General features: G+C 72.1%; 20 protein-coding genes and 1 pseudogene. 9 read left to right on the top strand and 12 right to left on the bottom strand.

The window, feature by feature from the left end:
* From IE180_RS13260 to IE180_RS13230, 7 genes are all read right to left on the bottom strand, one after another.
* Positions 1-1,752: a branched-chain amino acid ABC transporter permease gene (locus IE180_RS13260; protein ID WP_190157371.1), complete on the bottom strand. Its 1,752-nt coding sequence runs from the start codon at positions 1,750-1,752 to the stop codon at positions 1-3.
* 5 nt (positions 1,753-1,757) lie between these two features.
* On the bottom strand, positions 1,758-2,690 hold the full coding sequence (locus tag IE180_RS13255; protein WP_190157053.1) for a branched-chain amino acid ABC transporter permease: 933 nt from the start codon (positions 2,688-2,690) through the stop codon (positions 1,758-1,760).
* Positions 2,691-2,815: 125 nt separating this feature from the next.
* The gene (locus IE180_RS13250) at positions 2,816-4,054 is read right to left on the bottom strand and encodes a branched-chain amino acid ABC transporter substrate-binding protein (RefSeq protein WP_190157052.1); all 1,239 of its coding nucleotides are present in this window, start codon (positions 4,052-4,054) and stop codon (positions 2,816-2,818) included.
* A 470-nt stretch (positions 4,055-4,524) separates the two neighbouring features.
* On the bottom strand, positions 4,525-4,983 hold the full coding sequence (locus IE180_RS13245; protein WP_190157051.1) for a hypothetical protein: 459 nt from the start codon (positions 4,981-4,983) through the stop codon (positions 4,525-4,527).
* Positions 4,980-5,864 (bottom strand): trypsin-like serine protease, encoded by an 885-nt coding sequence (locus IE180_RS13240; RefSeq protein ID WP_229860463.1) that lies wholly within the window; start codon positions 5,862-5,864, stop codon positions 4,980-4,982. The genes IE180_RS13245 and IE180_RS13240 overlap by 4 nt, the downstream gene beginning before the upstream one ends.
* Positions 5,865-6,030: 166 nt before the next feature.
* Positions 6,031-6,525, bottom strand: coding sequence for a hotdog fold thioesterase (locus IE180_RS13235; protein WP_190157050.1), 495 nt, complete (start codon positions 6,523-6,525; stop codon positions 6,031-6,033).
* Positions 6,526-6,599: 74 nt separating this feature from the next.
* Positions 6,600-8,882 (bottom strand): FdhF/YdeP family oxidoreductase, encoded by a 2,283-nt coding sequence (locus tag IE180_RS13230; RefSeq protein ID WP_190157049.1) that lies wholly within the window; start codon positions 8,880-8,882, stop codon positions 6,600-6,602.
* Between the two features lie 122 nt (positions 8,883-9,004).
* Here IE180_RS13230 and polA point away from each other — a divergent pair, with 122 nt between their 5' ends.
* Together polA and IE180_RS37360 are read left to right on the top strand one after the other, a co-directional pair.
* The gene (gene polA / locus IE180_RS13225; RefSeq protein ID WP_190157048.1) at positions 9,005-11,716 is read left to right on the top strand and encodes a DNA polymerase I; all 2,712 of its coding nucleotides are present in this window, start codon (positions 9,005-9,007) and stop codon (positions 11,714-11,716) included.
* 255 nt (positions 11,717-11,971) lie between these two features.
* Positions 11,972-12,661, top strand: a pseudogene (locus IE180_RS37360) (serine hydrolase); the annotation flags it as partial.
* Positions 12,662-12,962: 301 nt separating this feature from the next.
* Here IE180_RS37360 and IE180_RS13220 read toward each other — a convergent pair.
* Entirely contained in the window at positions 12,963-13,862 is a 900-nt protein-coding gene (locus IE180_RS13220; RefSeq protein ID WP_190157047.1) for a DUF4184 family protein, read from the bottom strand.
* A gap of 254 nt (positions 13,863-14,116) precedes the next feature.
* Between IE180_RS13220 and IE180_RS13215 the strand changes: the two genes are divergently transcribed.
* The 3 genes from IE180_RS13215 (at position 14,117) to pgfA (ending at position 17,243) form a co-directional block, all read left to right on the top strand.
* Positions 14,117-15,931: a lytic transglycosylase domain-containing protein gene (locus IE180_RS13215; RefSeq protein ID WP_190157046.1), complete on the top strand. Its 1,815-nt coding sequence runs from the start codon at positions 14,117-14,119 to the stop codon at positions 15,929-15,931.
* A 165-nt stretch (positions 15,932-16,096) separates the two neighbouring features.
* Positions 16,097-16,237 (top strand): SPW_0924 family protein, encoded by a 141-nt coding sequence (locus tag IE180_RS13210; RefSeq protein ID WP_107072740.1) that lies wholly within the window; start codon positions 16,097-16,099, stop codon positions 16,235-16,237.
* A gap of 10 nt (positions 16,238-16,247) precedes the next feature.
* Positions 16,248-17,243: a cell envelope lipid trafficking protein PgfA gene (gene pgfA, locus IE180_RS13205; RefSeq protein ID WP_190157045.1), complete on the top strand. Its 996-nt coding sequence runs from the start codon at positions 16,248-16,250 to the stop codon at positions 17,241-17,243.
* Here pgfA and hrpB read toward each other — a convergent pair.
* Complete coding sequence (gene hrpB / locus IE180_RS13200) at positions 17,227-19,818, bottom strand: ATP-dependent helicase HrpB (RefSeq protein ID WP_190157044.1); 2,592 nt, start codon at positions 19,816-19,818, stop codon at positions 17,227-17,229. The two genes, pgfA and hrpB, sit on opposite strands and share 17 nt — an antisense overlap.
* 122 nt (positions 19,819-19,940) lie before the next feature.
* Positions 19,941-20,780 carry a class I SAM-dependent methyltransferase gene (locus IE180_RS13195; RefSeq protein ID WP_190157043.1) on the bottom strand — a complete coding sequence of 280 codons (840 nt, stop codon included), beginning with the start codon at positions 20,778-20,780 and terminating at the stop codon, positions 19,941-19,943.
* A gap of 345 nt (positions 20,781-21,125) precedes the next feature.
* On the opposite strand from IE180_RS13195, the gene rpsA reads away from it, so the two are divergent.
* The 4 genes from rpsA (at position 21,126) to IE180_RS13175 (ending at position 24,956) form a co-directional block, all read left to right on the top strand.
* Positions 21,126-22,631 (top strand): 30S ribosomal protein S1, encoded by a 1,506-nt coding sequence (rpsA, locus tag IE180_RS13190; RefSeq protein WP_030692649.1) that lies wholly within the window; start codon positions 21,126-21,128, stop codon positions 22,629-22,631.
* 215 nt (positions 22,632-22,846) lie between these two features.
* Positions 22,847-23,785 carry a PAC2 family protein gene (locus IE180_RS13185; protein WP_190157042.1) on the top strand — a complete coding sequence of 313 codons (939 nt, stop codon included), beginning with the start codon at positions 22,847-22,849 and terminating at the stop codon, positions 23,783-23,785.
* A gap of 31 nt (positions 23,786-23,816) precedes the next feature.
* Positions 23,817-24,425 carry a dephospho-CoA kinase gene (coaE, locus tag IE180_RS13180; protein ID WP_190157041.1) on the top strand — a complete coding sequence of 203 codons (609 nt, stop codon included), beginning with the start codon at positions 23,817-23,819 and terminating at the stop codon, positions 24,423-24,425.
* 162 nt (positions 24,426-24,587) lie between these two features.
* On the top strand, positions 24,588-24,956 hold the full coding sequence (locus IE180_RS13175) for a tetratricopeptide repeat protein (RefSeq protein WP_190157040.1): 369 nt from the start codon (positions 24,588-24,590) through the stop codon (positions 24,954-24,956).
* 23 nt (positions 24,957-24,979) lie between these two features.
* On the opposite strand, the gene IE180_RS13170 is transcribed toward IE180_RS13175, so the two are convergent.
* On the bottom strand, positions 24,980-25,249 hold the full coding sequence (locus tag IE180_RS13170) for a DUF6343 family protein (protein ID WP_190157039.1): 270 nt from the start codon (positions 25,247-25,249) through the stop codon (positions 24,980-24,982).
* 92 nt (positions 25,250-25,341) lie between these two features.
* Entirely contained in the window at positions 25,342-25,677 is a 336-nt protein-coding gene (locus IE180_RS13165) for a hypothetical protein (RefSeq protein ID WP_190157038.1), read from the bottom strand.
* Positions 25,678-25,704: the final 27 nt, after the last annotated feature.

Here is a 25,704-nt window from a genome sequence, read left to right as displayed (position 1 = left end):
TCACGCCCCTGCCTTCGCCGTGCCGACGCCCGCGTCTGCGGACTGCCGCTGCTCCGGCACGACCTGCTGGTCGTCGTCGTTCTCGTGGAATTCCAACTTCGCCCGCTTGTTGGCGATGAGGCCCTCGGGGCGGAAGCGCATGAGCAGGATCAGGGCGATGCCGAAGCCGAGCAGCTGGTAGTCCTGGAGGAACGACAGCTTGGCCGGGATCAGGAAGAGCAGCGCGGATCCGACGATCGGGCCGGTGATGGTGCCCATGCCGCCGAGGATGACGGCCGCGAGCAGGAAGGCGGAGTTCGGCGGGACGGGACCGGCGAAGACGTAGTTCTCCGGGACCACCGTGGTGTTGACGTGCGCCTGCACCGTGCCCGCGAGGCCGGCCAGGGCCGCGCCGAGGGCGAAGGCGACCAGCTTGACCCGGAAGCCGTTGATGCCCATCGCGGTGGCGGCGGTCTCGTCCTCGCGGATCGCGACCCAGGCGCGGCCGATGCGGCTGTTGCCGGCGCGGGAGAAGACGACCACGACCAGCGCCATGATGAGGATCATGAGCAGGTAGTAGTTGGCGTAGGCGCCGAGCTCGATGCCGAGGACGGTGTGCGACTCGCCGAAGTTGTACCCGAAGAACTCCAGCTGCGGGATGTTCGGGATGCCGTTCGGGCCGTTGGTGATCTGCGGGCCCGAGGTGCCGTCGAGGTTGCCCATGGCGATGCGGAAGATCTCACCGAAGCCGAGGGTCACGATGGCGAGGTAGTCGCCGCGCAGCCGCAGGGTCGGGGCACCGATGACGACGCCGAACACCAGGGAGGCCGCCATGCCGGTCAGCGCCGCCGCCCAGAAGGGGAACTGCACGCCGAACGCGGAGGAGGTGGCGCCGGAGACGAGGGCCGCGGTGTACGCGCCGACGCCGAGGAAGGCGACGTAACCGAGGTCGAGCAGACCGGCGAGGCCGACGACGATGTTCAGACCGAGCGCGACCGTTGCGAAGATCAGGATGTTGACCGCGATCAGCGTGTACGTGTCGCCGCTCTGCTGGAGGAACGGGAAGGCGATCGCCATGACGATGGCGGCCGTGATCGTCACCTGGCGGTTGCGCGCGGTGATCGCGGAGAGCCGCCGGGTGAGCCCGGACTTGACCAGCGCGGTGGCGGAGAAGGCGACGAGGATCAGGTACGCGATGAAGAGCTGCGGCTCCGAGTCGTCGGTGTCGATGCCGAAGGTGACGACGTACAGGCCGAGGGCGAAGACCGCGACGATGATCAGGATCTCGGCCCAGGACGGCAGCTGCTTGGCGGGGGAGGCCTTGCGGGTGTCGTCGGGCAGCTTGTACGCGGCGAACGAGGCGACGGCCGAGGCGAGGACGGCGACGCCGGCGCCGGGCTCCAGGTCCACCAGGGCGCCCAGCTCCACGATGATCGAGAGCGCGGTGAAGAGGGTGGTGGCGAAGGTGCCGAGGGCGAGGATCCACACGGCCTTGCGGGCGCCGGTCGGCGTCAGCCAGCCGAGGCCCTTCACGCCGACCGCGGAGAGCGCGAACAGGCCGGTGAGGACCGCGCCGACCAGCGTGAGGAGCTGGAGCGGGGCGGGGTTGCCGTAGATCGTGAGGTTGCCGGGGAAGGCGGTGGTCCACGTCCAGGCGAGGAAGGCGCTCACGACGGTGACGACGCTGCCGGCGACGACCGTCCAGAGCAGGGCGGCCGGCTTCGCGCCGAAGGCCTTCACGGTGTTCTCGGTCTGGGTCTTGGTCTCGGTCATGGTGCTCACGCCCTGTCCGCGACGCGCTCGCCCAGCAGGCCCTGGGGCCGCACGAGGAGCACGAGGATGAGGAGGACGAAGGCCCACACGTTGGACCAGGCACCGCCGCCGAGCTGCTGCATGCCGGGGATGTCCTCGATGTAGGCGATCGAGAGGGACTCGGCGATGCCGAGGACGACGCCGCCGACCATGGCGCCGTAGATGTTGCCGATGCCGCCGAGGACGGCCGCGGTGAAGGCCTTGAGGCCGAGGATGAAGCCCATCTCGAAGTTGATCTGGCCCTTGTCGACGCCGTACGCGACGGCGGCGACGGCGGCGAACGCGGCACCGATGGCGAAGGCCATGACGATGATGCGGTCCGTGTTGATGCCCATCAGCTTCGCGGTGTCCGGGTCCTGCGCGGTGGCCTGCATGGCGCGGCCGCTGCGGCTCTTGGAGACGAAGAGGCCGAGGGCGAGCATGCACAGCGGGGCGAGGACGAGCACGAAGGCGTCGGCGCGCTGGATCGAGAGGCTTCCGGTGATCTGGAACGCCTCGCCCTGGAACTCGGGGAAGCTCACCGCCTTCTTGGCGTCCGGGTAGAACTGCCAGACCAGCTGCTGGAGCGCGATGGACAGGCCGATCGCCGTGATGAGCGGGGCCAGTCGGGGCGCGTTGCGCAGCGGGCGGTAGGCGAACCGCTCGGCGGCGGTGGCGACGGCCACGGAGGCTATCGCGCCACCGACGATCATGAGCGGTATCGCCACCAGCAGGGACGTGCCGCTCGGCAGAGCGCTGTAGGTGGTGAGGGCGCCGAAGCCCCCGATCATGAAGATCTCGCCGTGGGCGAAGTTGATGAGCTGGACGATGCCGTAGACCATGGTGTACCCGATGGCGATGAGGCCATAGAGGGCACCGAGGGCCAGGCCGTTGGCCAGCTGTTGCGGCAGTTCGTGCACCGCAGGCCTCCGATGAGCTTGTCGGATAAGACTCCGCGCGAGGGCGCTGTTTGCGCCCTCGCGCGGGTTGGTTCAGGGGGAGCGGGCTCCCTTGCGGGTGCCGGTGATGCGGGTGACGCCGGTGATTACTGGTTGAAGGTGTCGCTCTTGACGTCGACCCACTTGCCGCCCTCGACCTTGTAGACCGTGAGCTGCTTGTTGGTGGTGTCGCCGAACTCGTCGAAGGAGACCTTGCCGGTCACACCGTCGAAGGAGACCTTGCCCAGGGCCTCGGTGACCTTGGCGCGGGCGTCGGACGGCAGCTTGCCGTTGTTGGCGGCGACGACGGCCTTCACGGCCTGGATGACCGCCCAGCCGGCGTCGTAGGAGTAGCCGCCGTAGGCCGCGTACGGGTCCTTGTAGCCGCCGGCCTTGTAGTCCTCGATGAACTTCTTGGCGGTGGGGAGCTTCTCGACGGGGTAGCCGATCGAGGTGGCGAGGTCACCGTCGTTGGCCTCGGCGGAGGCGCTGATGAAGGCCGGGTCGTAGATGCCGTCGCCGCCCATGACGGGGATCTTGGCGCCGGTCTTCTTGACCTGGTCGGAGAGCAGGCCGCCCTCGGGGTACTGGCCGCCGAAGTAGACGGAGTCGGCGCCGGAGGACTTGACCTTGTCGGCGGTGGAGGAGAAGTCGGTCTCCTTCACGGTGACGTGGTCGGTGCCGACGATCGTGCCGCCGAGGCGCTTGAACTCGTCGGAGAAGATCGACGCGAGGCCGGCGCCGTAGGTCTGCTTGTCGTCGACGACGAAGACCTTCTTCTTGCCGGCGTCCTTGAAGAGGTACTGGGCGGCGAACTTGCCCTGGACGACGTCGGTGGCGGCGGTGCGGAAGTAGGTCGGGAAGGGGCGCTTGAACTCGCCCTTGCCCCAGTTGTCGCCCTGGCTCAGCGCCGGGTTCGTGTTGGCCGGGGAGACCTGGGCCAGCTTGGCGGAGGCGAAGACGCCCTGCATCTGCTGGGAGACGCCGGAGTTCAGCGGGCCGACGACGCCGAGGACGTCCTTGTTGCCGACGAGCTTGGTGGCGTTGGCCTGGCCGGAGGCCGGGACGGCCTGGTCGTCGAGCGCCTCGATCTTGAAGGTGACGCCGGGGACTTCCTTGTTCTTGTTGGCGGTCTGGACCGCCAGGTCCACGGAGTTCTTGATGCCCTGGCCGAGCGCGGAGAGGGAACCGGTCAGCGGCGCGTCGACGCCGATGACGACGGTCACGCCGCCGCCGTCCGCGTTGTTGTCGCTGCCGCCCTTGTCGTCACGCGAACCGCATGCGGTGAGAGTGAGCGCTCCCGTGGTGAGCACGCTGGTGAGGATGAGCAAAGAACGGTGTCGCACGAAAAATCCTTTCCCTGGCGCGGCCCCCTCAAGCTGAGGCGGTGCCGTGAAGCTGTGTAGCTAGAGGTGCCGTTTTCGATGCCGGGCCGTACTGGGTCGAGCAGGGCCGTGCAGTGGAAGCGCCCGGCGGCGCGGTGACTGGCCGTGACTCTAGGCGCAGGTGGGGAACGGCGGGGAGCGCCCAGGTCAGGATGTGACTGTCTTGTTATGCCGACGGGCGGAGATGGTGTGCATGTGGGGTGCAAACCCGGGCACAGTGGTCGGCGGCGCGGTGTTCACATGGTGAGAACGCCCAGTTCCGCTAAGGGGCTTGAGTGGATCACGGTCCTGACGGCCCGCCCGTGAGGGTCTCCGGATATCGGACACCGGTCCATTCGTCAGCGGACGAAGGGCAGGTCGGGCGCTGACCCGGCCATTCCGTTCGCGAATGGCGCGAAAGTTACGCAGTGTCACGGTGAACACGGCCGGGGTCATTCGCCGGGAGGGGCCCCCGGGGTCCCGGAAGGCGTCGGAGCGGTGGTCCACTCGTCGGGCGGACGCCAGTTCTCCGAGCTCCCCGTCGCTCCCTTCGCTGCCTCGCAGCGCCGCCGCGACTCCCGGTCCGCCAGCGCCTCGGCGCCCCTGCGCCCCGCCCGCCGCTCCTCGGCCCGGGCCGCCGCGAGCACCTGGTCGTGGATCTCGTACTGCTCGTTGGAGAGCCCCTTCTGCTCCCAGTCGAGCCCCGCCCACCTCGACCCCCTGAGCGCCTCCTTCACCCAGTACGAGACCAGGTTCGCGCAGACGTCGGCGGGGGTGCTGGTGCGGGGCGCGGGCGACGGTGCGGGGTGCGGGTCCGGGGCCCGGCCGCAGCCGGCGGACAGGGCGAGCGCGCACCCGGCCAGGGCCGCCGCGAGGGCGGCCCCGGCCGGTCGTGTCCGGGGGCGTGTCACGGGAGTTGGACGTACGGCTTCAGGAAGTCGCGCGCGCCGGTCGTGTCCAGGCGGTACGTGACGTTCGTGGCGTAACAGGGGGTGTCGCCGGTGATCGTGGTGGCGACGAGCGTCAACTTCCCGTTCAGCGTGGCGAAGTTGGGGCCGCCCGAATCGCCGTAGCAGGCACCGCCGTTGCCCTGGGGCGCGGTCATGGCGAGCCGGACCCACGCGTCGTTGAGGGCGTCGAAGGAGACCGGAGCCTTCATGCGGACCCCGCCGCCCGGGTGGGTCTGGCCGCCCGGCCCGCGCTCCGCCTCCTGCGTGCCGTACCCGGCCGCGAGGAACGCCGTGGAGTTCAGCCCCTGCGGGCCGAGCGCGGCCAGGGCGCCCGCCTTCGGCAGTGACGCCGGCGTGAAGGACCAGCGGGCCTTCACCGCCTTCGCCGGCAGCTCGATCACCGAGATGTCATGGGGGTCGGAGGCCGGGCCGGGGTAGGCGGGGTGGCTGTGCGCGGTCCCCTCGACGGCCACGCTCCGTGCAACGGCGGCGGGGTCGCCCGGGTGCTCGGCGGCCGCGCGGTCGAGGCCGGCCTGCACGTCCTGGTCGAGCGAGACGTAGAAACGCACGTTCGCCGGCCAGTCCGTCGTGCAGTGGGCGGCCGTGAGGAAGGTGTCCGCGTCGATCATGGTGCCGGAACAGACCCAGTCGACCCGGTCCGGCGTCGCCGGGTCGTCGTCGTCGTCCCAGGTCGCCACGAGCGCGCCGACCTCGGTGCGCTCGGGGGCGGGGACCGCGTTGTACGAGTTGATCGCCGAGGACGGGATCGCGGTGGCGATCACCGCGGCGCAGGCGGCGGCGGTGACGGCGGTCATCGCGGTGGTGGTGCGTACGGCTGTCACGAAGAACCCCTCGATGGGTGAATGGATCAGGTGTTCTCCTGTGGGGGAGGCCGCCAGTGAAGCGGCTGCCCCCACCGCGCGACAAGAGGGCGGAGCCGGGCGGGCGGACGAAACGGCGAAGGGGCGGAACGCACTGCGCTCCGCCCCTTCGCCGCGACGGGCTCCGTCACGCCCGGCCCGCCGACGGCAGGCTGTCCGCGTCCTTCGCGCCGATCTCGCGCAGCAGACAGGTCAGCCGTGCCGAACAGACCCGCTTGCCCTGCTCGTCCGTGATCACGATCTCGTACGTGGCGGTCGACCGGCCCCGGTGGACCGGGGTCGCCACGCCGGTCACCAGACCGCTGCGGACCCCCCGGTGGTGGGTGCAGTTGAGGTCGACGCCGACGGCGATCTTCGAAACCCCGCCGTGCAGCATCGAGCCGACGGAGCCCAGCGTCTCGGCGAGCACCGCCGACGCGCCGCCGTGCAGCAGTCCGTACGGCTGGGTGTTGCCCTCGACCGGCATGGTGCCGACGACCTTCTCGGCCGAGGCCTCCAGGATCTGGACACCCATCCGGTTCCCGAGGTGACCGGCCGAGAAGAGCGCCGGGAGGTCGACGCCCAGCGCCGCGTACTCGTCGATGACCTCCTGCGGGAACTTCACGTGCTGCTGCTCACCCATGGGCCCGGCTCCGTTCGTCTTCGTACGGCTGCTGATCTGTGTGGTCTGCCTGCTGCTCGCGCCTGAGCAAACGCTTAGGCGGAGGCCGATTGTTCCAGACGCACGATCACGGACTTGCTGGCGGGGGTGTTGCTGACGTCCGCCGTCGACTCCAGCGGGACCAGCACGTTCGTCTCCGGGTAGTAGGCGGCCGCGCACCCCCGGGACGTCGGGTAGTGCACCACCCGGAAGCCGGGCGCCCGCCGCTCCGTGCCGTCCGTCCACTCGCTCACCAGATCCGCGTACGCCCCGTCCGCGAGACCGAACGCCGCCGCGTCCTCGGGGTGGACGAGGACCACCCGGCGGCCGCCCCTGATCCCCCGGTAGCGGTCGTCCAAGCCGTAGATCGTGGTGTTGTACTGGTCGTGCGAGCGCAGCGTCTGCAGCAGCAGCCGGCCCTCGGGCACCCTCGGGTACTCGACGGGCGCGGCCGTGAAGTTCGCCTTGCCGGTCTTCGTGGGGAAGCGGCGCTCGTCGCGCGGGCCGTGCGGCAGCGCGAAGCCGCCCGGGTCCGCCGCGAGCCGGGCGTTGAAGTCCTCGAAACCGGGCACCACGCGCGCGATGCGGTCCCGGATCCTGGCGTAGTCCGCCTCGAACTCCTCCCAGGGCGTGGCCGATCCCTCGCCGAGGACGGCCCGCGCCATCCGCGCCACGATCGCCGGCTCGGACAGCAGGTGCGGGCTCGCCGGCGGCAGGTTGCCCCGGGAGGCGTGCACCAGGCTCATCGAGTCCTCGACCGTCACGAACTGCCGCCCGCTCTTCTGCACGTCCTTGTCGGTGCGGCCGAGCGTCGGCAGGATCAGCGCGCGCGTGCCCGTCACCGCGTGCGAGCGGTTCAGCTTCGTCGAGACGTGCACGGTCAGGCGCGCGTTCCGCATGGCCGCCTCCGTCACCTCCGTGTCGGGCGTCGCCCCCACGAAGTTGCCGCCCATCGCGAAGAACACCTTCGCCTCGCCGTCGCGCAGCGCCTGGATCGAGCGCACCACGTCGAAGCCGTGACGGCGCGGCGAGACGATCCCGAACTCCTTGTCCAGGGCGTCGAGGAAGGCCGGCGCGGGGCGCTCGAAGATGCCCATCGTGCGGTCGCCCTGCACGTTCGAATGACCGCGCACCGGGCACACGCCCGCGCCCGGACGGCCGATGTTCCCGCGCAGCAACAGGAAGTTGACCACCTCGCGAATGGTCGGAACGGAGTGCTTGTGCTGGGTGAGCCCCATCGCCCAGCAGACGATCGTGCGCTCCGACGCGAGCACCATCTCCAGGGCCCGCTCGATCTCGGAGCGCGCCAGCCCGGTCGCGGCGAGCGTCTCGTCCCAGTCGGCCGCCTTCGCCGCCGCCGCGAACTCCTCGTACCCGTGGGTGTGGTCCCGTACGAACTCCTCGTCGACCGCCCCGGCCGTCTCCAGGACCAACTTGTTGAGCAGCCGGAAGAGGGCCTGGTCGCCACCGATCCTGATCTGCAGGAAGAGGTCGGTGAGCGCCGTGCCCTTGAGCATGCCCTGCGGGGTCTGCGGGTTCTTGAAGCGCTCCAGACCCGCCTCCGGCAGCGGGTTCACCGAGATGATCCGGGCGCCCGAGGCCTTCGCCTCCTCCAGGGCCGAGAGCATGCGCGGATGGTTCGTCCCCGGGTTCTGCCCGGCCACGATGATCAGGTCGGCCCGGTGCAGGTCCTCCAGGGAGACGCTGCCCTTGCCGATGCCGATCGTCTCCGTCAGCGCCGAGCCCGAGGACTCGTGGCACATGTTGGAGCAGTCCGGCAGGTTGTTCGTGCCGAACTCGCGCGCGAAGAGCTGGAGCAGGAACGCCGCCTCGTTGCTCGTCCGCCCCGAGGTGTAGAAGAGCGCCTCGTCCGGCGAGGCCAGGGCCCGCAGCTCCTCCGCGATGATCGCGAAGGCCCGCTCCCAGCTCACCGGCTCGTACCGCTCGCCGCCCTCCGGGAGCAGCATCGGCTGCGTGATGCGGCCCTGCTGCCCCAGCCAGTACCCGCTGCGGGTCGCCAGGTCCGCCACCGGGTGCGCGGCGAAGAACTCGGGCGTCACCCGGCGCAGCGTCGCCTCCTCGGCGACCGCCTTCGCGCCGTTCTCGCAGAACTCCGCCACATGCCGCTTGTCGCCCTCCGGCCAGGCACAGCCGGGACAGTCGAAGCCGTCCTTCTGATTGACCTTGAGCAAGGTCCGGGCGGTGCGCCGCAGACCCATCTGCTCCTGCGCGATCCGCAGCGTGTGCCCGATGGCGGGCAGGCCGGCTGCGGCGTGCTGCGGCGGCGTGACCTGCGGTGCGTCCTGGACCGGGTCACCGGCCGGCGGCTTGCTGACCATCGCGCTCTCCCTTGAGCGGTAATCCTCTGGCGTACGCCTCCGATCCTGTCACGCGGCACCGACAGCCCGGCACCCCGACCGCTGTGGACGGGATTGTCGGCGGGCCGTGGCAGGATCGTCCCGTGGCCGAGACAGCATCGAAGACCCCCGCAGACACCCGCCCCCGCCTGCTCCTCATGGACGGGCACTCGCTCGCGTACCGGGCGTTCTTCGCGCTGCCCGCGGAGAACTTCACCACCGCGACCGGACAGCCGACGAACGCGATCTACGGGTTCGCCTCGATGCTGGCGAACACGCTCCGCGACGAGGCGCCCACGCACTTCGCCGTCGCGTTCGACGTGTCCCGCAAGACCTGGCGGTCCGAGGAGTTCCCGGAGTACAAGGCGAACCGCTCGAAGACCCCCGACGAGTTCAAGGGCCAGGTCGAGCTGATCGGCGAGCTCCTCGACGCGATGCACGCGCCGCGCTTCGCCGTCGACGGCTTCGAGGCCGACGACGTCATCGCCACCCTCGCCACCCAGGCCGAGGCCGAGGGCTTCGAGGTCCTCATCGTCACCGGCGACCGGGACTCCTTCCAGCTCGTCACCGACCGCACCACCGTGCTCTACCCCACCAAGGGCGTCTCCGAGCTCACCCGCTTCACCCCGGAGAAGGTCCAGGAGAAGTACGGCCTGAGCCCCTCGCAGTACCCCGACTTCGCCGCCCTGCGCGGCGACCCGTCCGACAACCTCCCGGGCATCCCCGGGGTCGGCGAGAAGACCGCCGCCAAGTGGATCAACCAGTTCGGCTCCTTCGCCGAGCTCGTGGAGCGCGCCGAGGAGGTCAAGGGCAAGGCCGGGCAGAACTTCCGCGACCACCTGGAGTCGGTCAAGCTCAACCGCCGTCTGACCGAGATGGTCCGGGACGTCGAGCTGCCGAAGACCGTCACGGACCTCGCCCGCGAGCCGTACGACCGCGCGGCCGTCGCCCTCGTCCTCGACACCCTGGAGATCCGCAACCCCTCGCTGCGCGAGCGGCTCCTCGCCGTCGACCCGGGCTCCGCCGAGGAGGCCGCTCCCGCCCCCGCCGCGGGCCTGGAGCTCGACTTCACCGTCCTCGGCGCGGGCGAGCTCGCCCCCTGGCTCGCCGAGCACGCCACCGAGCCCCTCGGCATCGCCACCGTCGACAGCTGGGCCCTCGGCACGGGGAACGTCAGCGAGGTCGCCCTCGCCGCCGCCGGGGGAGCCGCCGCCTGGTTCGACCCCAGCACGCTCGACGAGGCCGACGAGCGGGCCTGGGCCGCGTGGATCTCCGACCCCGACCGGCCGAAGGTCATGCACAACGCCAAGGGCGCCATGCGGGTCTTCCCCGAGCACGGCTGGAGCATCGCCGGCGTCACCATGGACACCGCCCTCGCCGCCTACCTGGTCAAGCCCGGCCGGCGCTCCTTCGCCCTCGACGCCCTCACCGTCGAGTACCTCGGCCGCGAACTCGCCCCGGCGGCCCCCGCCGACGGCCAGCTCGCCTTCGGCGCCGACGACACCGCCGAGGCCGAGGCCCTCATGAGCCAGGCGCGGGCCGTCCTCGACCTCGGCGCCGCCTTCGACGAGCGGCTCGCCGAGGTGGGCGCCCGCGAGCTCCTCCACGAGGTCGAACTCCCCACCTCCGCCCTCCTCGCCCGCCTGGAGCGGCACGGCATCGCCGCCGACCGCGACCACCTGGAGGCCATGGAGCAGCAGTTCGCCGGCGCGGTCCAGCAGGCCGTCAAGGAGGCCCACGCCTCCGTCGGCCACGAGTTCAACCTCGGCTCGCCCAAGCAGCTCCAGGAGGTCTTCTTCGGCGAGCTGAACCTCCCGAAGACCAAGAAGACCAAGACCGGCTACACGACGGACGCCGACGCGCTCGCCTGGCTGGCCGGCCAGACCGAGCACGAACTGCCGGTGATCATGCTCCGCCACCGCGAGCAGGCGCGCCTGCGCTCCACGGTCGAGGGCCTGATCAAGACCGTCGCGGCGGACGGCCGCATCCACACCACCTTCAGCCAGACGGTCGCGGCGACCGGCCGCCTGTCCTCCACCGACCCCAACCTGCAGAACGTGCCGGTCCGCACGGACGAGGGCCGGGCCATCCGGCACGGCTTCGTCGTCGGCGAGGGCTTCGAGGCCCTCATGACCGCCGACTACAGCCAGATCGAGCTGCGCGTCATGGCCCACCTCTCCGAGGACGAGGGCCTCATCGAGGCCTTCACCTCGGGCGAGGACCTGCACACCACCGTCGCCTCCCAGGTCTTCGGCGTCGAGCGGTCCGCCGTCGACGCCGAGATGCGCCGCAAGATCAAGGCCATGTCGTACGGCCTGGCCTACGGCCTCTCCGCCTTCGGCCTCGCGCAGCAGCTGACCATCGACCCGGCCGAGGCCCGGATCCTGATGGAGACCTACTTCCAGCGCTTCGGCGGGGTACGGGACTACCTGCGCCGCGTCGTCGACGAGGCCCGCGCCACCGGATACACCGAGACGATGCTGGGCCGCCGCCGCTACCTCCCGGACCTCAACAGCGACAACCGGCAGCGCCGCGAGGCCGCCGAGCGGATGGCGCTCAACGCCCCCATCCAGGGCACGGCCGCCGACATCGTCAAGGTCGCCATGCTGAACGTCGACCGGGCGCTCACCGAGGCGGGCCTCGCCTCCCGGATGCTCCTCCAGGTGCACGACGAAATCGTCCTCGAACTCGCCCCCGGCGAGCGCGAGCAGGTCGAGAGCCTGGTGCGCGAACAGATGTCGGCCGCCGCCGACCTCCGCGCCCCCCTGGACGTCTCGGTGGGCGTCGGCCAGAACTGGGACGCGGCAGCCCACTGACGACGGCAGCCAGCCATTCCGCCGGGGCGGCGCCCACCCCCGCTCCCGGCGCCCTCGTCGTGGGCAGTCGTTCCGCCCGAGCAGGGGACCCCCCTCGCTCCAGCGGAACGATCGCCCACACGGGGAGGGGCGGGCAGGGCACCGCCCGGCAGGGAGCGGGCCCACACGCCGGCCGTCCGGCACCGTCCGGCGGATGTGCGCCAGTCGGACCAGTCGGAGGGCGGCCGAACCAGCCGCCTCCCGAGACTGGAAAGCATGATCCGCCGCCCCCACCTCCCCGCCTGGGCCCTCCTGGGCGCCCTCCTGGGCGCGTCAAGCACCGCCTGGTCCTGGCCCGCCGAGGCGCACCGGGCGCCCGCCCTCTGCACCTCGTCCCGCGAGCCGACCCTCGCCGCCCGCCTGTCCCAGGACATCGCGGCGGCGCTCAAGGGCCGCGAGAGCACGGTCTCCGTCGCGGTCCACGCCCCCGTGCGCGGACTGCGCTGCCGGCTCGCCGACACCGTGGCGTACGACTCCGCCAGCATCGCCAAGGTCCTGATCATGCAGGCCGTCCTCGGGCGCGCGGAGGAGCTCGGCCGGGCGCCCACCCGGCTGGAGGCGCGACGGCTGAAGGCGATGATCACCCGCTCCGACAACACCGCCGCCACCGAGCTGTGGGAGGGGCTGTCCCGCGCCCGGCTGAACAGGGTGCTGAGGGAGGCCGGGGCCCGGGACACCGTCCTGGGCCACGACACCTACTGGGGCCTCACCCGCACCACCGCACGCGACCAACTCGCCCTGCTCGCCGCGGTGTCACGCCGCAGCGAGGCCCTGTCCCTGATGGGGCAGGTGGTCCGCGGACAGGCCTGGGGCGTCACCGCGGGCGCGCCCCGCACGGTCAAGGTCCACCTCAAGAACGGCTGGCTGCCCCGCGCGACCCACGCCTGGCGCGTCCACAGCGTCGGCATCGTGCGCCCGGCAGCGGCCCCGCCGGGCACGGGACCGAGCGCGGGCACCGGTACGGGGTCGAAGCCAGGCACCGGGACGGGTCCGAAGCCAGGCACCGGTACGAACACGGGCACGGGCAGTCGTACCGGCGCGGACACCGGCACGACGAGCCCCGCCGTCGACTACCGGATCGTCCTCCTCAGCCACGACAACCCCACCATGCGGTACGGCGTCCGCACCCTGGAGAGCATCGCCCTCGTCGTGCACCGCAGGCTCTCCGGCGGTGCCGCGGCCCGAGGCTTCACCCCGTCGGAGAAGATCAGCGAGATCCCGGACGGGAGTGCTCCGGCCGAGGTCCCGGACCGGAGTGATCCCGGTGCACCGGCCCCGGGGCGGTCGGGGTCCGGGCCCGCGACGATGCGAGGAGCCGCGCCCCCGCCCCGTACAGCACGAGCCCCACGGCGAGCCCCGCGCCGGCGCCGAAGCAGGCCGTGGGGATGACGTCGAGGGGCGTCTCGATCCGGTCCCAGCCCCAGTACGCCGCCCAGCGCAGCACCCGGTGGGCGACACCCGCGAGGACGCAGCCGCCGATCAGCCCGGCGGCCAGGAACCGGCCGCGCCGGCCGGGGACGGGGACCCGGGACGGCAGTGCCGCCCCCGGAGGGGAGGTGCGCAGCGCCCGCGCCACGCACCGGGCGAGGATTCCCAGGGCCAGCGCCGAACCCCCGTACTGCGCGTAGAGGTAGACCGGGAACCCGGCGACGACCTCGCCGAGGACGGGGACCGCGCGGGTGCCCCAGCGGTCGAGGTGGGTGAAGGAGTCCCACACCACGTGCGTGGTGGCGCCGATGACCGCCGAGAGACAGAACCACCCGGCGAGCGCCGCCGGGTGCCGCTCCCGCCAGGGACGGCCCCGGACGAGCCCGTACACCCGGCCGCGCCACCGCTCGGGCAGCAGCGCCACGAGCGGTTCGCGCACGGTCAGCCACAGGGCCACGAGCACGGCGGTGATCAGCACGTCGGCCGTGACGATCCCGGCGGGGGAGTGGGTGACGTCCCCGAGGACCATCGCCCCGGGGAACGCGGTCGCGGCGAAGTAGGTCATGTCGGGCGAGAAGGACCCGGCGACGAGGGCGGACGCGACCAGCGGGCCGCGCGCGGTCCCGTCCCGGCGCAGCGCGGGCAGCACGGCGGCGGCGTGGCTCAGCGTGAACGGCAACGGGAGTTCCCCCAGGGTTCCGACGGTGACGGCGGCCGGTGTGCGTGGCCGACCGGAGTGCAAACCGGAGTGCAAGAGGGGTGCGACGCTCCGATCGGTTCCCGGGACCGACCTGGTCGGCACGCGGCCAAGAGGTGACGAAACCGTGAAACACGGTCAGGGGCCGGTGTTCGGCGGTCCGGAGTTGGCATAGGGTCACCTGAGGTCTCACGCGGGGAGCGTGGGACCGCGTCGATGGGGAGGGGACGACGGATATGGGAGCGCACATCGGCCGCCGACTGCGCAAGGGAGCCACCAGTGGTGTGGTGATGGCCGCGGCGGTCGCCGCGCTCGCCGCCTCGCAGGCACCGGAGGCGACTCCGCCGGCGACGGACAACACCAGCGGGGACCAGGCCATCGGTGCCGGTGACACGACTTCGCCGTCCGGACACGGGTCCGTGACGGGCGATTCCCCGTACTACACGGACCTGCCGCCGCTGAACCCGCCGAACCTGCCCGGGGCGAGCACCAAGCTGCCGCTGACGGCCGGCCCCGCCGAGGCCGGCATACCCGCGTCCGTCTACTCCGCCTACAAGCGGGCCGAGCTCTCGATACGCTCGACCGACCCCGGCTGCAACCTGCCGTGGCAGCTGCTCGCCGGCATCGGCAAGGTCGAGTCCGGCCAGGCGAACGGCGGCAGGGTCGACGCCAACGGCACGGCGTCGCCGCGGATCCTCGGCCCCGCCCTCGACGGCAACGGCTTCGCCCTGATCACCGACACCGACGGCGGCGCCTACGACGGCGACACCAAGCTCGACCGGGCCGTCGGCCCGATGCAGTTCATCCCGTCCACCTGGGCCACCTGGGGCCAGGACGCCAACAGCGACGGCAAGAAGGACCCGAACAACATCTACGACGCGGCGCAGGCCGCCGGCCTCTACCTCTGCGCGAACGATCGCAACCTCGCGCTCAAGGCCGACCTCGACCAGGCGATCCTCAGCTACAACCGGTCCAGGGAGTACCTGAACACGGTCCTGTCCTGGGTCGCCTTCTACGAGCGCGGCACCCACCAGATCCCGGACGGCACGGGCGTGCTGCCAGTGGGACGCAGCGACAACGGCAGCAGGGGCGGCCGTCCCCGTCCCGCCACGTCGCTCCCCACCGTCCCCACGGCACCGACGCCCGGCACCCAGAAGCCGAAGCCGCCGGCGGAGAACCGTCCCGGGACGGCCAAGCCGCCGACCGTCCCCACCGAGCCGCCGGTCACCCCGCCGGTGACGCCGCCCGCCCTCCCGGCGGTCGCCAGGGTCGCACGGCTCATGATCGTGGCCAACGAGAAGCCGACCGCGACCACCGGCAGCGCCTTCACCGGACTTCCCCGGGTCGCGGCGCTCGACGCCTCGGGCAAGCCGGTCCCCGGCGTGAACATCCGCTTCGAGATCATCGGAGCCACGGACACCCGGTTCGGCGCCGGCGGGACCACCGCCACCGTCACCACCGGCTCGGCCGGCCTCGCCACCTCTCCCGCCCTCCGGGCCGGCGAGAAGACGGGAGCCTTCACCGTGCGGGCCACCGTCGTGGGCCGGACCCTGGGCGCGGCCGACTTCGCCGCGACCGTCACGGAGCGGCAGGCGGACACCCTCACCCGGCTCGCCGGCGACCCGCTGGCGGCCACGACCGGCACCTCCTTCACCCAGAAGGTCCAGGTGAAGGCCACCGACAAGGGTGCCCTCGCCCCCGGCGTGCGCGTCACCGCGGTGATCGTCACCTCGAAGACGGACACCGCGGAGAGCGCCGACGGCCCGTCCTTCAAGCGCGCGGACGGCACCACGGCCCGCACCGTCACCCTCGTGGCCGGCACGGACGGACTGCTCACCCTCGAGCCCGGCGACCTCCTCGCGGGCGACAAGGCCGGCACGTACTACGTGCGGCTGACCGCACCGGGCGGCGGCACCGCCTTCATCGACCTGACGGTCAACGCCCCCGCCACGACGAACCCGGACCCCACCCCCACCCCGAGCCCGACGCCCTCCGGGGGCACCCCGTCCGAGACCACCACCCCCTCGCCCGGCACCTCGCCTTCGGCCTGACCGCCCGCGCCTCCGCGCCGCGTTCCTCCGCGCCGCCCCCCGTCCGCACCGGACGCGGGGGCGGCGCTTCGCTCCACCCGGGTGCGACGTGTTCTCATCTCGCGGCCGCGTTGCTACGGTGCCCCCGCCCTGACGCCCTATCAGATCGCACCCGGGAGGCCGACCATGCGCGCCCTCGTCGCCGCCGCCATCGGACTCGCCCCAGTCCTCCTCTTCGTCCTGCTCCTCTCCGTGGTCGATCTGCCGCCCGACGGCCCCACCTCGCCCAAGCCCCTGCTGACCGCCGACCCCGGCCCCAAGAAGTAGGGGGCCGACCGTGCGCCGCCGAGCCAGCCTCGTCCTCCTCGCCCTCGCCGTCTTCTGCGCGGCGATGGCCCCCACCCTGCGCTGGTACGCCTTCCCCCGCCTCGCGAAGATCCCGCCCGACCAGTACCAGGAGACCGTCCTGGAGGCGCGGCCCGCGACCCTCCTCGACTACTCCACGCTCAAGGCCGAGAAGGTCGACAAGATCACGATCATCCAGACCCTCAAGGGCAACGTGGAGGAGTCGCGGCGCATCGAACGCGACGCCGGGCGTGACGTCGTCGTCTGGGACGCCCTCGCCTACGTGACGGGGCCCGACGGCAAGATGGTCTCCAAGGTCCCCGAGCGGTACGTCTTCGACGCGCACACCCAGGACCCCGTCCACGCCACCGGCGAATCGGTCGACGGCGACCCGGTCCGGCGCGAGGGCGTCGAGTTCAAGTTCCCCTTCCTGACCGAGAAGCGCGACTACCAGTACTTCGACGCCCAGACCCGCACCGCGGCCCCCATCCACTACAAGGGCACCCGCACCTTCCGCGGCATGGAGGTCTACTACTTCGAGCAGACCGTCCCCTGGACCAGGGTCCCCCTGCCCAAGACCATGCCGGTCAAGGGCATCACCCCGGAGATCCTGGCCGACTCCGGCCTCACCCGCTGGTACACGACCAAGCGCATGTTCTGGATCGAGCCGATCACCGGAGCCCCCGTCAACGGCGAGGAGATCCACGAGGAGGAACTCCGCAACGCCAAGGCACTGATGGGGCGGGACACCCTCACCGTCTTCGCGGGGCACGTGAAGATGCGCGAGGACTACCTCGAGAGCATCGGCGAGACGGTCTCCTCCAACCGCCTCATGGTCCTCATGCTCGTCTCCTACGTCCCGTGGACCCTCACCGCCCTCGCCCTGCTCCTCCTCGTCCTCGCCCTCTGGCTGGAGGCCCGCTCGCGCCGCCCCGCACAGGAGCCGCCCCCCGCCCCCGCCCCGACACCGGTCAGCGCTCCCCTCTGAGCCGCGCGCTGGTGTGCCGGGTCGGCACCGCCGCGGACGGATCCTCCGGCCACGGGTGCTTCGGATACCGCCCCCGCAACTCCGCCCGCACCGCCCGGTAGCCGTCCCGCCAGAACGACGCCAGGTCGGCCGTCACCGCGGCCGGCCTGCCCGCGGGGGAGAGGAGGTGGACGAGCACCGGCACCCCCGCCACCCGGGGCGTCTCGGCCAGACCGAACATCTCCTGCAGCTTCACCGCGAGCACCGGCCGCTCGCCCCCGTACTCGACCCGTATCCGCGAACCGCTCGGCACCTCGATCCGCTCCGGCGCCAACTCGTCCAGCCGGACCGCCTCGCCCGACGCCCACGGCAGCAGCCGCCGCAGCGCCTCCCCGGCGTCGATCCGCCCCAGATCCGCCCGGCGTGACGCCCGGGACAGCTCCGGTTCCAGCCACTCCCCGGCCCGGTCGATCAGCGTCCCCTCCGACACGTCCGGCCAGGGCTCCCCCAACTCCCGGTGGAGGAAGGCGAGCCGCTCGCGCAGCTCCCCGGCCTCCCGACGCCACCGCAACAGCCCGAGGCCCTCGCGCCGCAGGCCGTCGAGCAGCGCCTCCCGCACGAGAGCGGGCTCGGCCCCGGCGCCCAGGGGACGGACCGTCAGCTCGATCGCGCCCAGCCGGTCCACCGACCGCGCGACCACGTCCCCGTCCTCCCAGCGGACCTCCTCTCCGGTGCTCCGCAGATGCCCGGCCGCCCGGCACGCCATGGACTCGTCCACCACCGCCGCGAGCCGCACCCGCGCCGTGGCGTCCCGCGCGGTGCGGTCCGCCACCGCCACGGCGAGCCACGGGCCGGTCCCCAGCCGGGAACCCCCGGCCAACCGCGCCCCGCCTCCCGACACCATCAGATAGCCGCCCTGCTCCCGGGCCCTGGCCACCCGCTCCGGGAACGCCAGCGCCGTCACCAGGCCGGCCACGGCGTCGTCGCCCTCCCGCTCCCCGACGGCGGCACCCCCGCCCCCGGCCTCACCGGCCGACCGATCCGCCACGGCGGCACCCCCGCCCACCACCTCACCGGCCGACCGATCCAGGCGCCGCGCCTCCGCCCTCCACCGCGCCCCGTACCCGTCGGTCCCCCGACGGGCCGCACGCCAGGCCGCCACCAGGTCGTCCCCGTACTCGCGCGGCGGCTCCTCGCTCAGCAGCGCCACCACCTCCGCCGCCCGCCGCGCCCCGACCTCGGGCGCGCCGTCCAGGAGCGCGCGTCCCAGCCGGGGATGCAGCCCGAGCCGGGACATCCGCACCCCCCGCTCCGTGGCCCGGCCGTCACCGTCGACGGCCCCGATCGACCCGAGCACCGCGCGCGCCGCCGCCATCGCCCCGGCCGGCGGCGCGTCGAGCAGCGCGAGCCCCTCCGCCGTCGGATCGCCCCAGCAGGCGGCCCGCAGCGCGAAGTCCGCCAGATCGGCGATCCGGATCTCGGGCGACGGGAACCGCGCCCGGCCGCCGTCCTCCGCCTCGGCCCAGCAGCGGTAGACCACGCCGGCCGCCTCACGGCCCGAGCGCCCCGCCCGCTGGGTCGCCGCCGCGGTCGACACCGGCACCGTCGCGAGCGAACCGAGGCCCCGGGCGTGGTCCGTCCGGGGCTCCCGCGCGAGCCCCGAGTCCACGACGATCCGCACGCCCGGAACCGTCAGGCTCGACTCCGCCACCGACGTCGACAGCACCACCCGCCTGCGACCGTCCGGCCCGGCGCCCCGCAGCACTGCGTCCTGGACGGCGGCGGGAGCCCGCCCGTGCAGCTGGAGCACCTCCGCGTCGACGCCGTCGAGCAACCCCGCCGTCCGCGCGATCTCCCCCGTACCCGGCAGGAAACAGAGGACATCGCCCCGGTGCCGCTCCAGCGCGAGCCGGACCGTCGACGCCACGTGCCGCAGCAGGGCCGGATCCACCCAGGTGCCGTGCGCGGGCCTGATGCCGGCCGGAGGTGCGGCGAACCTCACCGCGTACCCATGGCCCTCGCCCCTGCTCCGCACGATCGGCGCGGGACCGCTCCCCTCCAGGACCGTGAGCAGCTCCGCCCACGCCTCGGCGTCGCTCGTCGCGGACGCCGCGATCAGCTTCAGCTCCGGTCGCAGCGTCGCGCGGACGTCCACCAGGAAGGCCATGGCCGTGTCGGCGTCGAGATGCCGCTCGTGACACTCGTCGAGCAGCACCACGTCCACCCCCGCCAGCTCCGGATCGCGCTGGAGCCGCTGGAGCAGGATGCCCGTCGTCACCACCTCGACCCGCGTCGCGGCCCCGGTCCGCCGCTCACCGCGCACCGAGAAGCCGACCGTGCCACCGACCTCCTCGCCGAGCAGCCAGGCCATCCGCCGGGCCGCCGCCCGCACCGCCATCCTCCGCGGCTCGGCCACGAGCACCCGCCGCGCCGGCCCGTCCCCCATGAGCCCCGCGAGCGCCAGCGGTACCAGCGTCGTCTTGCCGGTGCCGGGAGGAGCGGACAGCACCGCCGCGCCGCGCTCCGCGAGTGCGGCGAGCAGCTCGGGGACGGCATGGCGGACGGGGAGACGGTCGAGTGCGTCGTTTCGGATCACGCACTCAGTCTCGTACGCGCCGCGAAGAAGAGGGGCCCCGTCGTCCACAGGGCCCCTCATTAGTACGACTACCGGCCGTCCCGCTCGCGGACGGAACCGGGCGTCCCGCTCGCGGACGGAAGTCAGCCGTCCCGTTCGCAGACAAAGATCGCCGTCCCCGGGATCAGGTTCCCCCGCAGCGGGGACCAGCCGCCCCACTCCTGACTGTTCCAGGCCGGCCACTCCGGTTCGACCAGGTCCACGAGCCGGAAGCCGCCGGCCACCACGTCCCGCACCCGGTCCCCGACGGTCCGGTGGTGCTCCACGTACACGGCCCGGCCCTCCTCGTCCTGCTCGACGTACGGCGTGCGGTCGAAGTACGAGGCGGCGACCGACAGGCCCTCCGGCCCCGGCTCGTCCGGGAACGCCCAGCGGATCGGGTGCGTCACCGAGAACACCCATCGGCCGCCCGGCCGCAGCACCCGGCGCACCTCGCGGAAGACCCGCACCGGGTCGGCGACGAACGGGACCGCGCCGTACGCCGAGCACGCCAGGTCGAAGGAGCCGTCCCGGAAGGGCAGCGCTCCCGCGTCCGCCTCCACCAGCGGCACCTCCCCGCCGATCCGCAGCGCGTGCTGGAGCTGCCGGTGCGAGAGGTCGAGGGCCACCGGCCGCGCCCCCCGGGCCGCCAGCCAGCGCGAGCACTGCGCGGCGCCCGCGCCGATCTCCAGGACGTCGAGGCCCTTCAGCGAGGCGGCCGGACCCAGGAGCCCGGCCTCGGCCTCGTCGAGTCCCTCGGGCCCCCACACGAACCGGTCGTCGCCCAGGAAGGAGCCGTGTTCGCTCTGGTACTCGTCGGCGTTCCGGTCCCACCAGCCGCGGCTCGCCCGGCTGCTCTCCGCGTCCCCCGCGTCACGCCGGGTCGCCTCGGCCTCTTCGGCCTCTCCGTCGACCGCGTCTTCGTGTCCGTACTCTTGGTTCATTTCGCCCGCCGATGTAGTTTGCGCTCAGTGCAGCCGTGCGGCGGACCCCGCCGTGGTGGCGCAAGAGGCATGAGTGGTGCCGGAATTGAGCGGATCTGCCTCGGGTGCGCGCTTCGCGCATTGACCCTGTCCGGCCGCCCCCGTATGCTAAAGGTTGCGCTGCGGGCCTGCGCGCCTCAGACGGAGCAGGCCGTGCTCGCACCTGTTGTATGTCCCCTCGGTTTTCGAGGTTCCCTCCCGTTCGCGGAAGGGTGCTTCATTGGCTGTCCGGCTTCTTGGTGCGATACGGGCTCTCGGCGTAGCAGTACCTACGACTTTCTGTCCGTAACCGGAGCCCTTTCCCACATGACGAGCAGCACCGAGACCACCGCCACCACCCCGCAGGTTGCGGTCAACGACATCGGTAACGAGGAAGCCTTCCTCGCCGCGATCGACGAGACGATCAAGTACTTCAACGACGGCGACATCGTCGACGGCGTCATCGTGAAGGTCGACCGGGACGAGGTCCTGCTCGACATCGGTTACAAGACCGAAGGTGTCATCCCGAGCCGCGAGCTCTCGATCAAGCACGACGTCGACCCGAACGAGGTCGTCAAGGTCGGCGACGAGATCGAGGCCCTTGTTCTCCAGAAGGAGGACAAGGAAGGCCGCCTGATCCTCTCGAAGAAGCGCGCCCAGTACGAGCGTGCCTGGGGCACCATCGAGAAGATCAAGGAAGAGGACGGCATCGTCACCGGTACCGTCATCGAGGTCGTCAAGGGTGGTCTCATCCTCGACATCGGCCTCCGCGGCTTCCTCCCGGCCTCCCTGGTCGAGATGCGTCGCGTCCGCGACCTCCAGCCCTACGTGGGCAAGGAGCTCGAGGCGAAGATCATCGAGCTGGACAAGAACCGCAACAACGTGGTCCTGTCCCGCCGCGCCTGGCTGGAGCAGACCCAGTCCGAGGTTCGCCAGACCTTCCTCACGACCCTCCAGAAGGGTCAGGTCCGCTCCGGCGTCGTGTCCTCGATCGTCAACTTCGGTGCCTTCGTGGACCTGGGTGGCGTCGACGGCCTCGTCCACGTCTCCGAGCTGTCCTGGAAGCACATCGACCACCCGTCCGAGGTCGTCGAGGTCGGCCAGGAGGTCACCGTCGAGGTTCTCGACGTGGACATGGACCGCGAGCGCGTCTCCCTGTCGCTGAAGGCGACGCAGGAGGACCCGTGGCAGCAGTTCGCCCGGACCCACCAGATCGGCCAGGTCGTCCCGGGTAAGGTCACCAAGCTGGTTCCGTTCGGTGCGTTCGTCCGCGTGGACGAGGGCATCGAGGGTCTGGTCCACATCTCCGAGCTGGCCGAGCGCCACGTGGAGATCCCGGAGCAGGTCGTCCAGGTCAACGACGAGATCTTCGTCAAGGTCATCGACATCGACCTCGAGCGTCGTCGCATCAGCCTCTCGCTGAAGCAGGCCAACGAGTCCTTCGGTGCCGACCCGGCCTCGGTCGAGTTCGACCCGACCCTGTACGGCATGGCCGCGTCCTACGACGACCAGGGCAACTACATCTACCCCGAGGGCTTCGACCCCGAGACCAACGACTGGCTCGAGGGCTACGAGGCTCAGCGCGAGGCCTGGGAGACCCAGTACGCCGAGGCGCAGGCTCGCTTCGAGCAGCACCAGGCTCAGGTCATCAAGTCCCGCGAGGCCGACGAGGCCGCCGCTGCCGAGGGCGCTGCCGCCCCGGCCGCCGGCAACGCCGGTGCGGGCATCTCGGGCGGTTCGTACTCCTCGGAGTCGGACGACAACTCCGGCGCCCTGGCGTCGGACGAGGCGCTCGCCGCCCTGCGCGAGAAGCTGGCCGGCGGCCAGAGCTGAACAGGCTCTCCGCTGAGCGCTAGCCGCTAGCGAATCCGAGGCCCGCTCCCCTTCGGGGGAGCGGGCCTCGGTCGTTCTCCCGGGAAGCTCGGCCGAACCGCTCCCGTCCGGCAGCCGCCGGCGCCGCCGAGTTCCGCAGGCGGAAGATCGCCGCACCGGGAATTGCCGTGCCGCGTAAGGCGTTTCCAGAGAGAACACGAGGAGGAGCGGTAATCGTGCTTGATCCCCAGGATTTGTACGAATGGGACCCGAAGGGCGTGGCCGTCGTCGACCTGGCCCTGGCGCAGGAGTCGGCCGGGCTGGTCATGCTGTACCACTTCGACGGCTACATCGACGCGGGCGAGACCGGTGAGCAGATCATCGACCGGCTGCTCGACACCCTTCCCCACCAGCTGGTGGCCCGCTTCGACCACGACCGGCTCGTGGACTACCGGGCCCGCCGCCCCCTGCTGACCTTCCGGCGCGACCGCTGGACCGCGTACGAGACGCCGTCCATCGAGGTCCGTCTCGTCCAGGACGCCACCGGCGCCCCCTTCCTCGTCCTCTCCGGCCCGGAGCCGGACGTGGAATGGGAGCGTTTCGCCGTCGCCGTCCGGCAGATCGTCGAGCGCCTCGGGGTGCGCCTCTCCGTCAACTTCCACGGCATCCCCATGGGCGTCCCGCACACCCGCCCGGTCGGCCTCACCCCGCACGGCAGCCGCACCGACCTCATGCCGGGCCACCGCAGCCCCTTCGACGAGGCCCAGGTCCCCGGCAGCGCCGAGTCCCTCGTCGAGTACCGGCTCACCGAAGCCGGCCACGACACCCTCGGCGTCGCCGCCCACGTCCCGCACTACGTGGCCCGGTCCCCGTACCCGGACGCGGCCCTGACCGCCCTGGAGGCCGTCACCGCCGCCACCGGCCTCGTCCTCCCGGGCGTCGCCCACTCCCTGCGGACCGAGGCCCGCCGCACCCAGACCGAGATCGACCGCCAGATCGGCGAGGGCGACGAGGAGCTGGTCGCGCTCGTGCAGGGCCTGGAGCACCAGTACGACGCGGCGGCAGGCGCCGAGACGCGCGGCAGCCTCGTCGCCGAGCCGGTCGAACTGCCCTCGGCCGACGAGCTGGGCCGGGAGTTCGAGCGCTTCCTCGCGGAGCGGGAGGGCGACTCCTGACCCCGTCGGGGCAGGCCCTAAGCTGCCGCTCATGCTGAAGGTGGGCCTGACCGGCGGGATCGGCGCCGGCAAGAGCGAAGTGTCGCGGCTGCTCGTCTCGTACGGAGCCGTACTGATCGACGCGGACCGCATCGCGCGCGAGGTCGTCGAGCCCGGGACCCCGGGGCTCGCGGCCGTCGTCGCGGCCTTCGGGGACGACGTCCTCACCGAGGAGGGGACGCTGGACCGGCCCAGACTCGGCTCCATCGTGTTCTCCGACGCGGACCGCCTCGCCACCCTCAACGCCATCGTCCACCCCCTGGTCGGGGCCCGGTCGGCGGAGCTGGAGAGCCGCGCCGGCGCCGGGGACGTCGTCGTCCACGACGTACCGCTGCTCACCGAGAACGGGCTCGCGCCGCTGTACGACCTGGTCGTGGTCGTGGACGCCTCCCCGGAGACCCAGCTCGACCGACTGGTACGCCTCCGCGGCATGGCCGCGGCCGAGGCCGAGGCCCGGATGGCGGCCCAGGCCACGCGCGCGCGGCGACTGGCCGTCGCCGACCTCGTGATCGACAACGACGGACCGCTCGACGCGCTCGAACCCCAGGTGCGGAAGGTCTGGGACGAGCTGGAGCGCCGCGCGAAGGCCGCCGGGGCGTAGGCCCCGTCCGGTCGAGCAGGCCCCGCGAGCCTTTCGGACCGAGATCGCGATCAGGACCCGCGGACCCGGCACGGTCCGAGAGGCGGCCCCTGGGACGTCGTTCGACGGAATGCGGCCGCGGGGTCCGGTGTTCAACCACCGGATCGAGGGAAGGATTCCATCGTGGCCGACAGGAACCCGGAAACGCACGTCATCGACTTCCGCGCCGCCGAGCACCTGCTGGCCGCGCGGGACCCTCGTGGGGCCGTGAAGCTGCTGGACTCGGTCATCGCCGCCCACCCCGAGAACACGGCCGCCCGCCTGCTGCGCGCCCGGGCGTTCTTCGCCGCCGCACAGCTCCGGCCCGCGCAGCTGGAGTTCGAACTGGTCCTGGAGCGCGAGCCGGACAACGCCTTCGCCCACTTCGCGCTGGCCCGCACCTTCGAGCGCTCCGGGCAGACCGCCCAGGCCACGCGGCACTTCCGCCTCGCCGCCGCGCTCGATCCGAAGCCCGAGTACCTCCAGGCCGCGGGCTTCGACACGCGGAACTGAGACGGCCGCGTCGAGCCGGGACGTCAGCGTCCCGTGCCGCCCCGATCGGGTTCGTACGGCGGGACGCTCCGGCCGGGCTGCCAGTGAGCGCCCTGGTGGAGGTGGCGCAGCACCACCGCCAGGTCGACCAGTACGACCAGGAACAGCACCCCGCAGGCCGCCGCCCAGCCGGGGAGGCCCACCAGGGAGAACACGGTCGTGCCGAAGGCCGCCCAGAGCAGCCCCCACAGGCTCAGCCAGAACCTCAGCCGCAGGGCACTGCGCGCGGTGGCCGGCTCGTTACCCGATCGCATGACGGTCGCATCTCCCCCAGGAGTCCCGAGGTCACTTCCAGCATGTACCCCGGGCGGGGGAAACGGAACGCCTACCGGGCGGCCGGGACCGACTAGTGGATGACGCTGTAGCTGCGCCAGGGCAAGGTGTCCGGGGCGATCGTGTCGCCGGTGTTGCTGGGCACGTAGATGGAGTTGCCTCCCCGGCAGTCGCGGGTCCGGTACATCACGAGGTCGTTCAGGGAGTTGTTCTCGACCTTGGTCACGCCCGAGGGTGCCAGGCGGTGGCAGCCCTTCACCGACGGGCTGGTCACGGTCACCACCAGGTCGCGTTCCGTCTCGTACCTGATCGTGCCCACGGCGCTGCGGCCGAGGCCCGAGCAGCCGGCGACGGCGAGAGTGAGCAGCACGGCCCCGGTGGCGGTCGTGAGACGCCGGCGAACGGACATGGCGGATCCTCTTCTGTCGTGTCGTTT

Origin of the sequence: Streptomyces litmocidini (assembly GCF_014649755.1) — a bacterium.
Lineage (GTDB): Bacteria > Actinomycetota > Actinomycetes > Streptomycetales > Streptomycetaceae > Streptomyces > Streptomyces litmocidini.
Note: the sequence above shows the minus strand (reverse complement) of the source record. Positions and strands in the feature narration are given on the sequence as shown.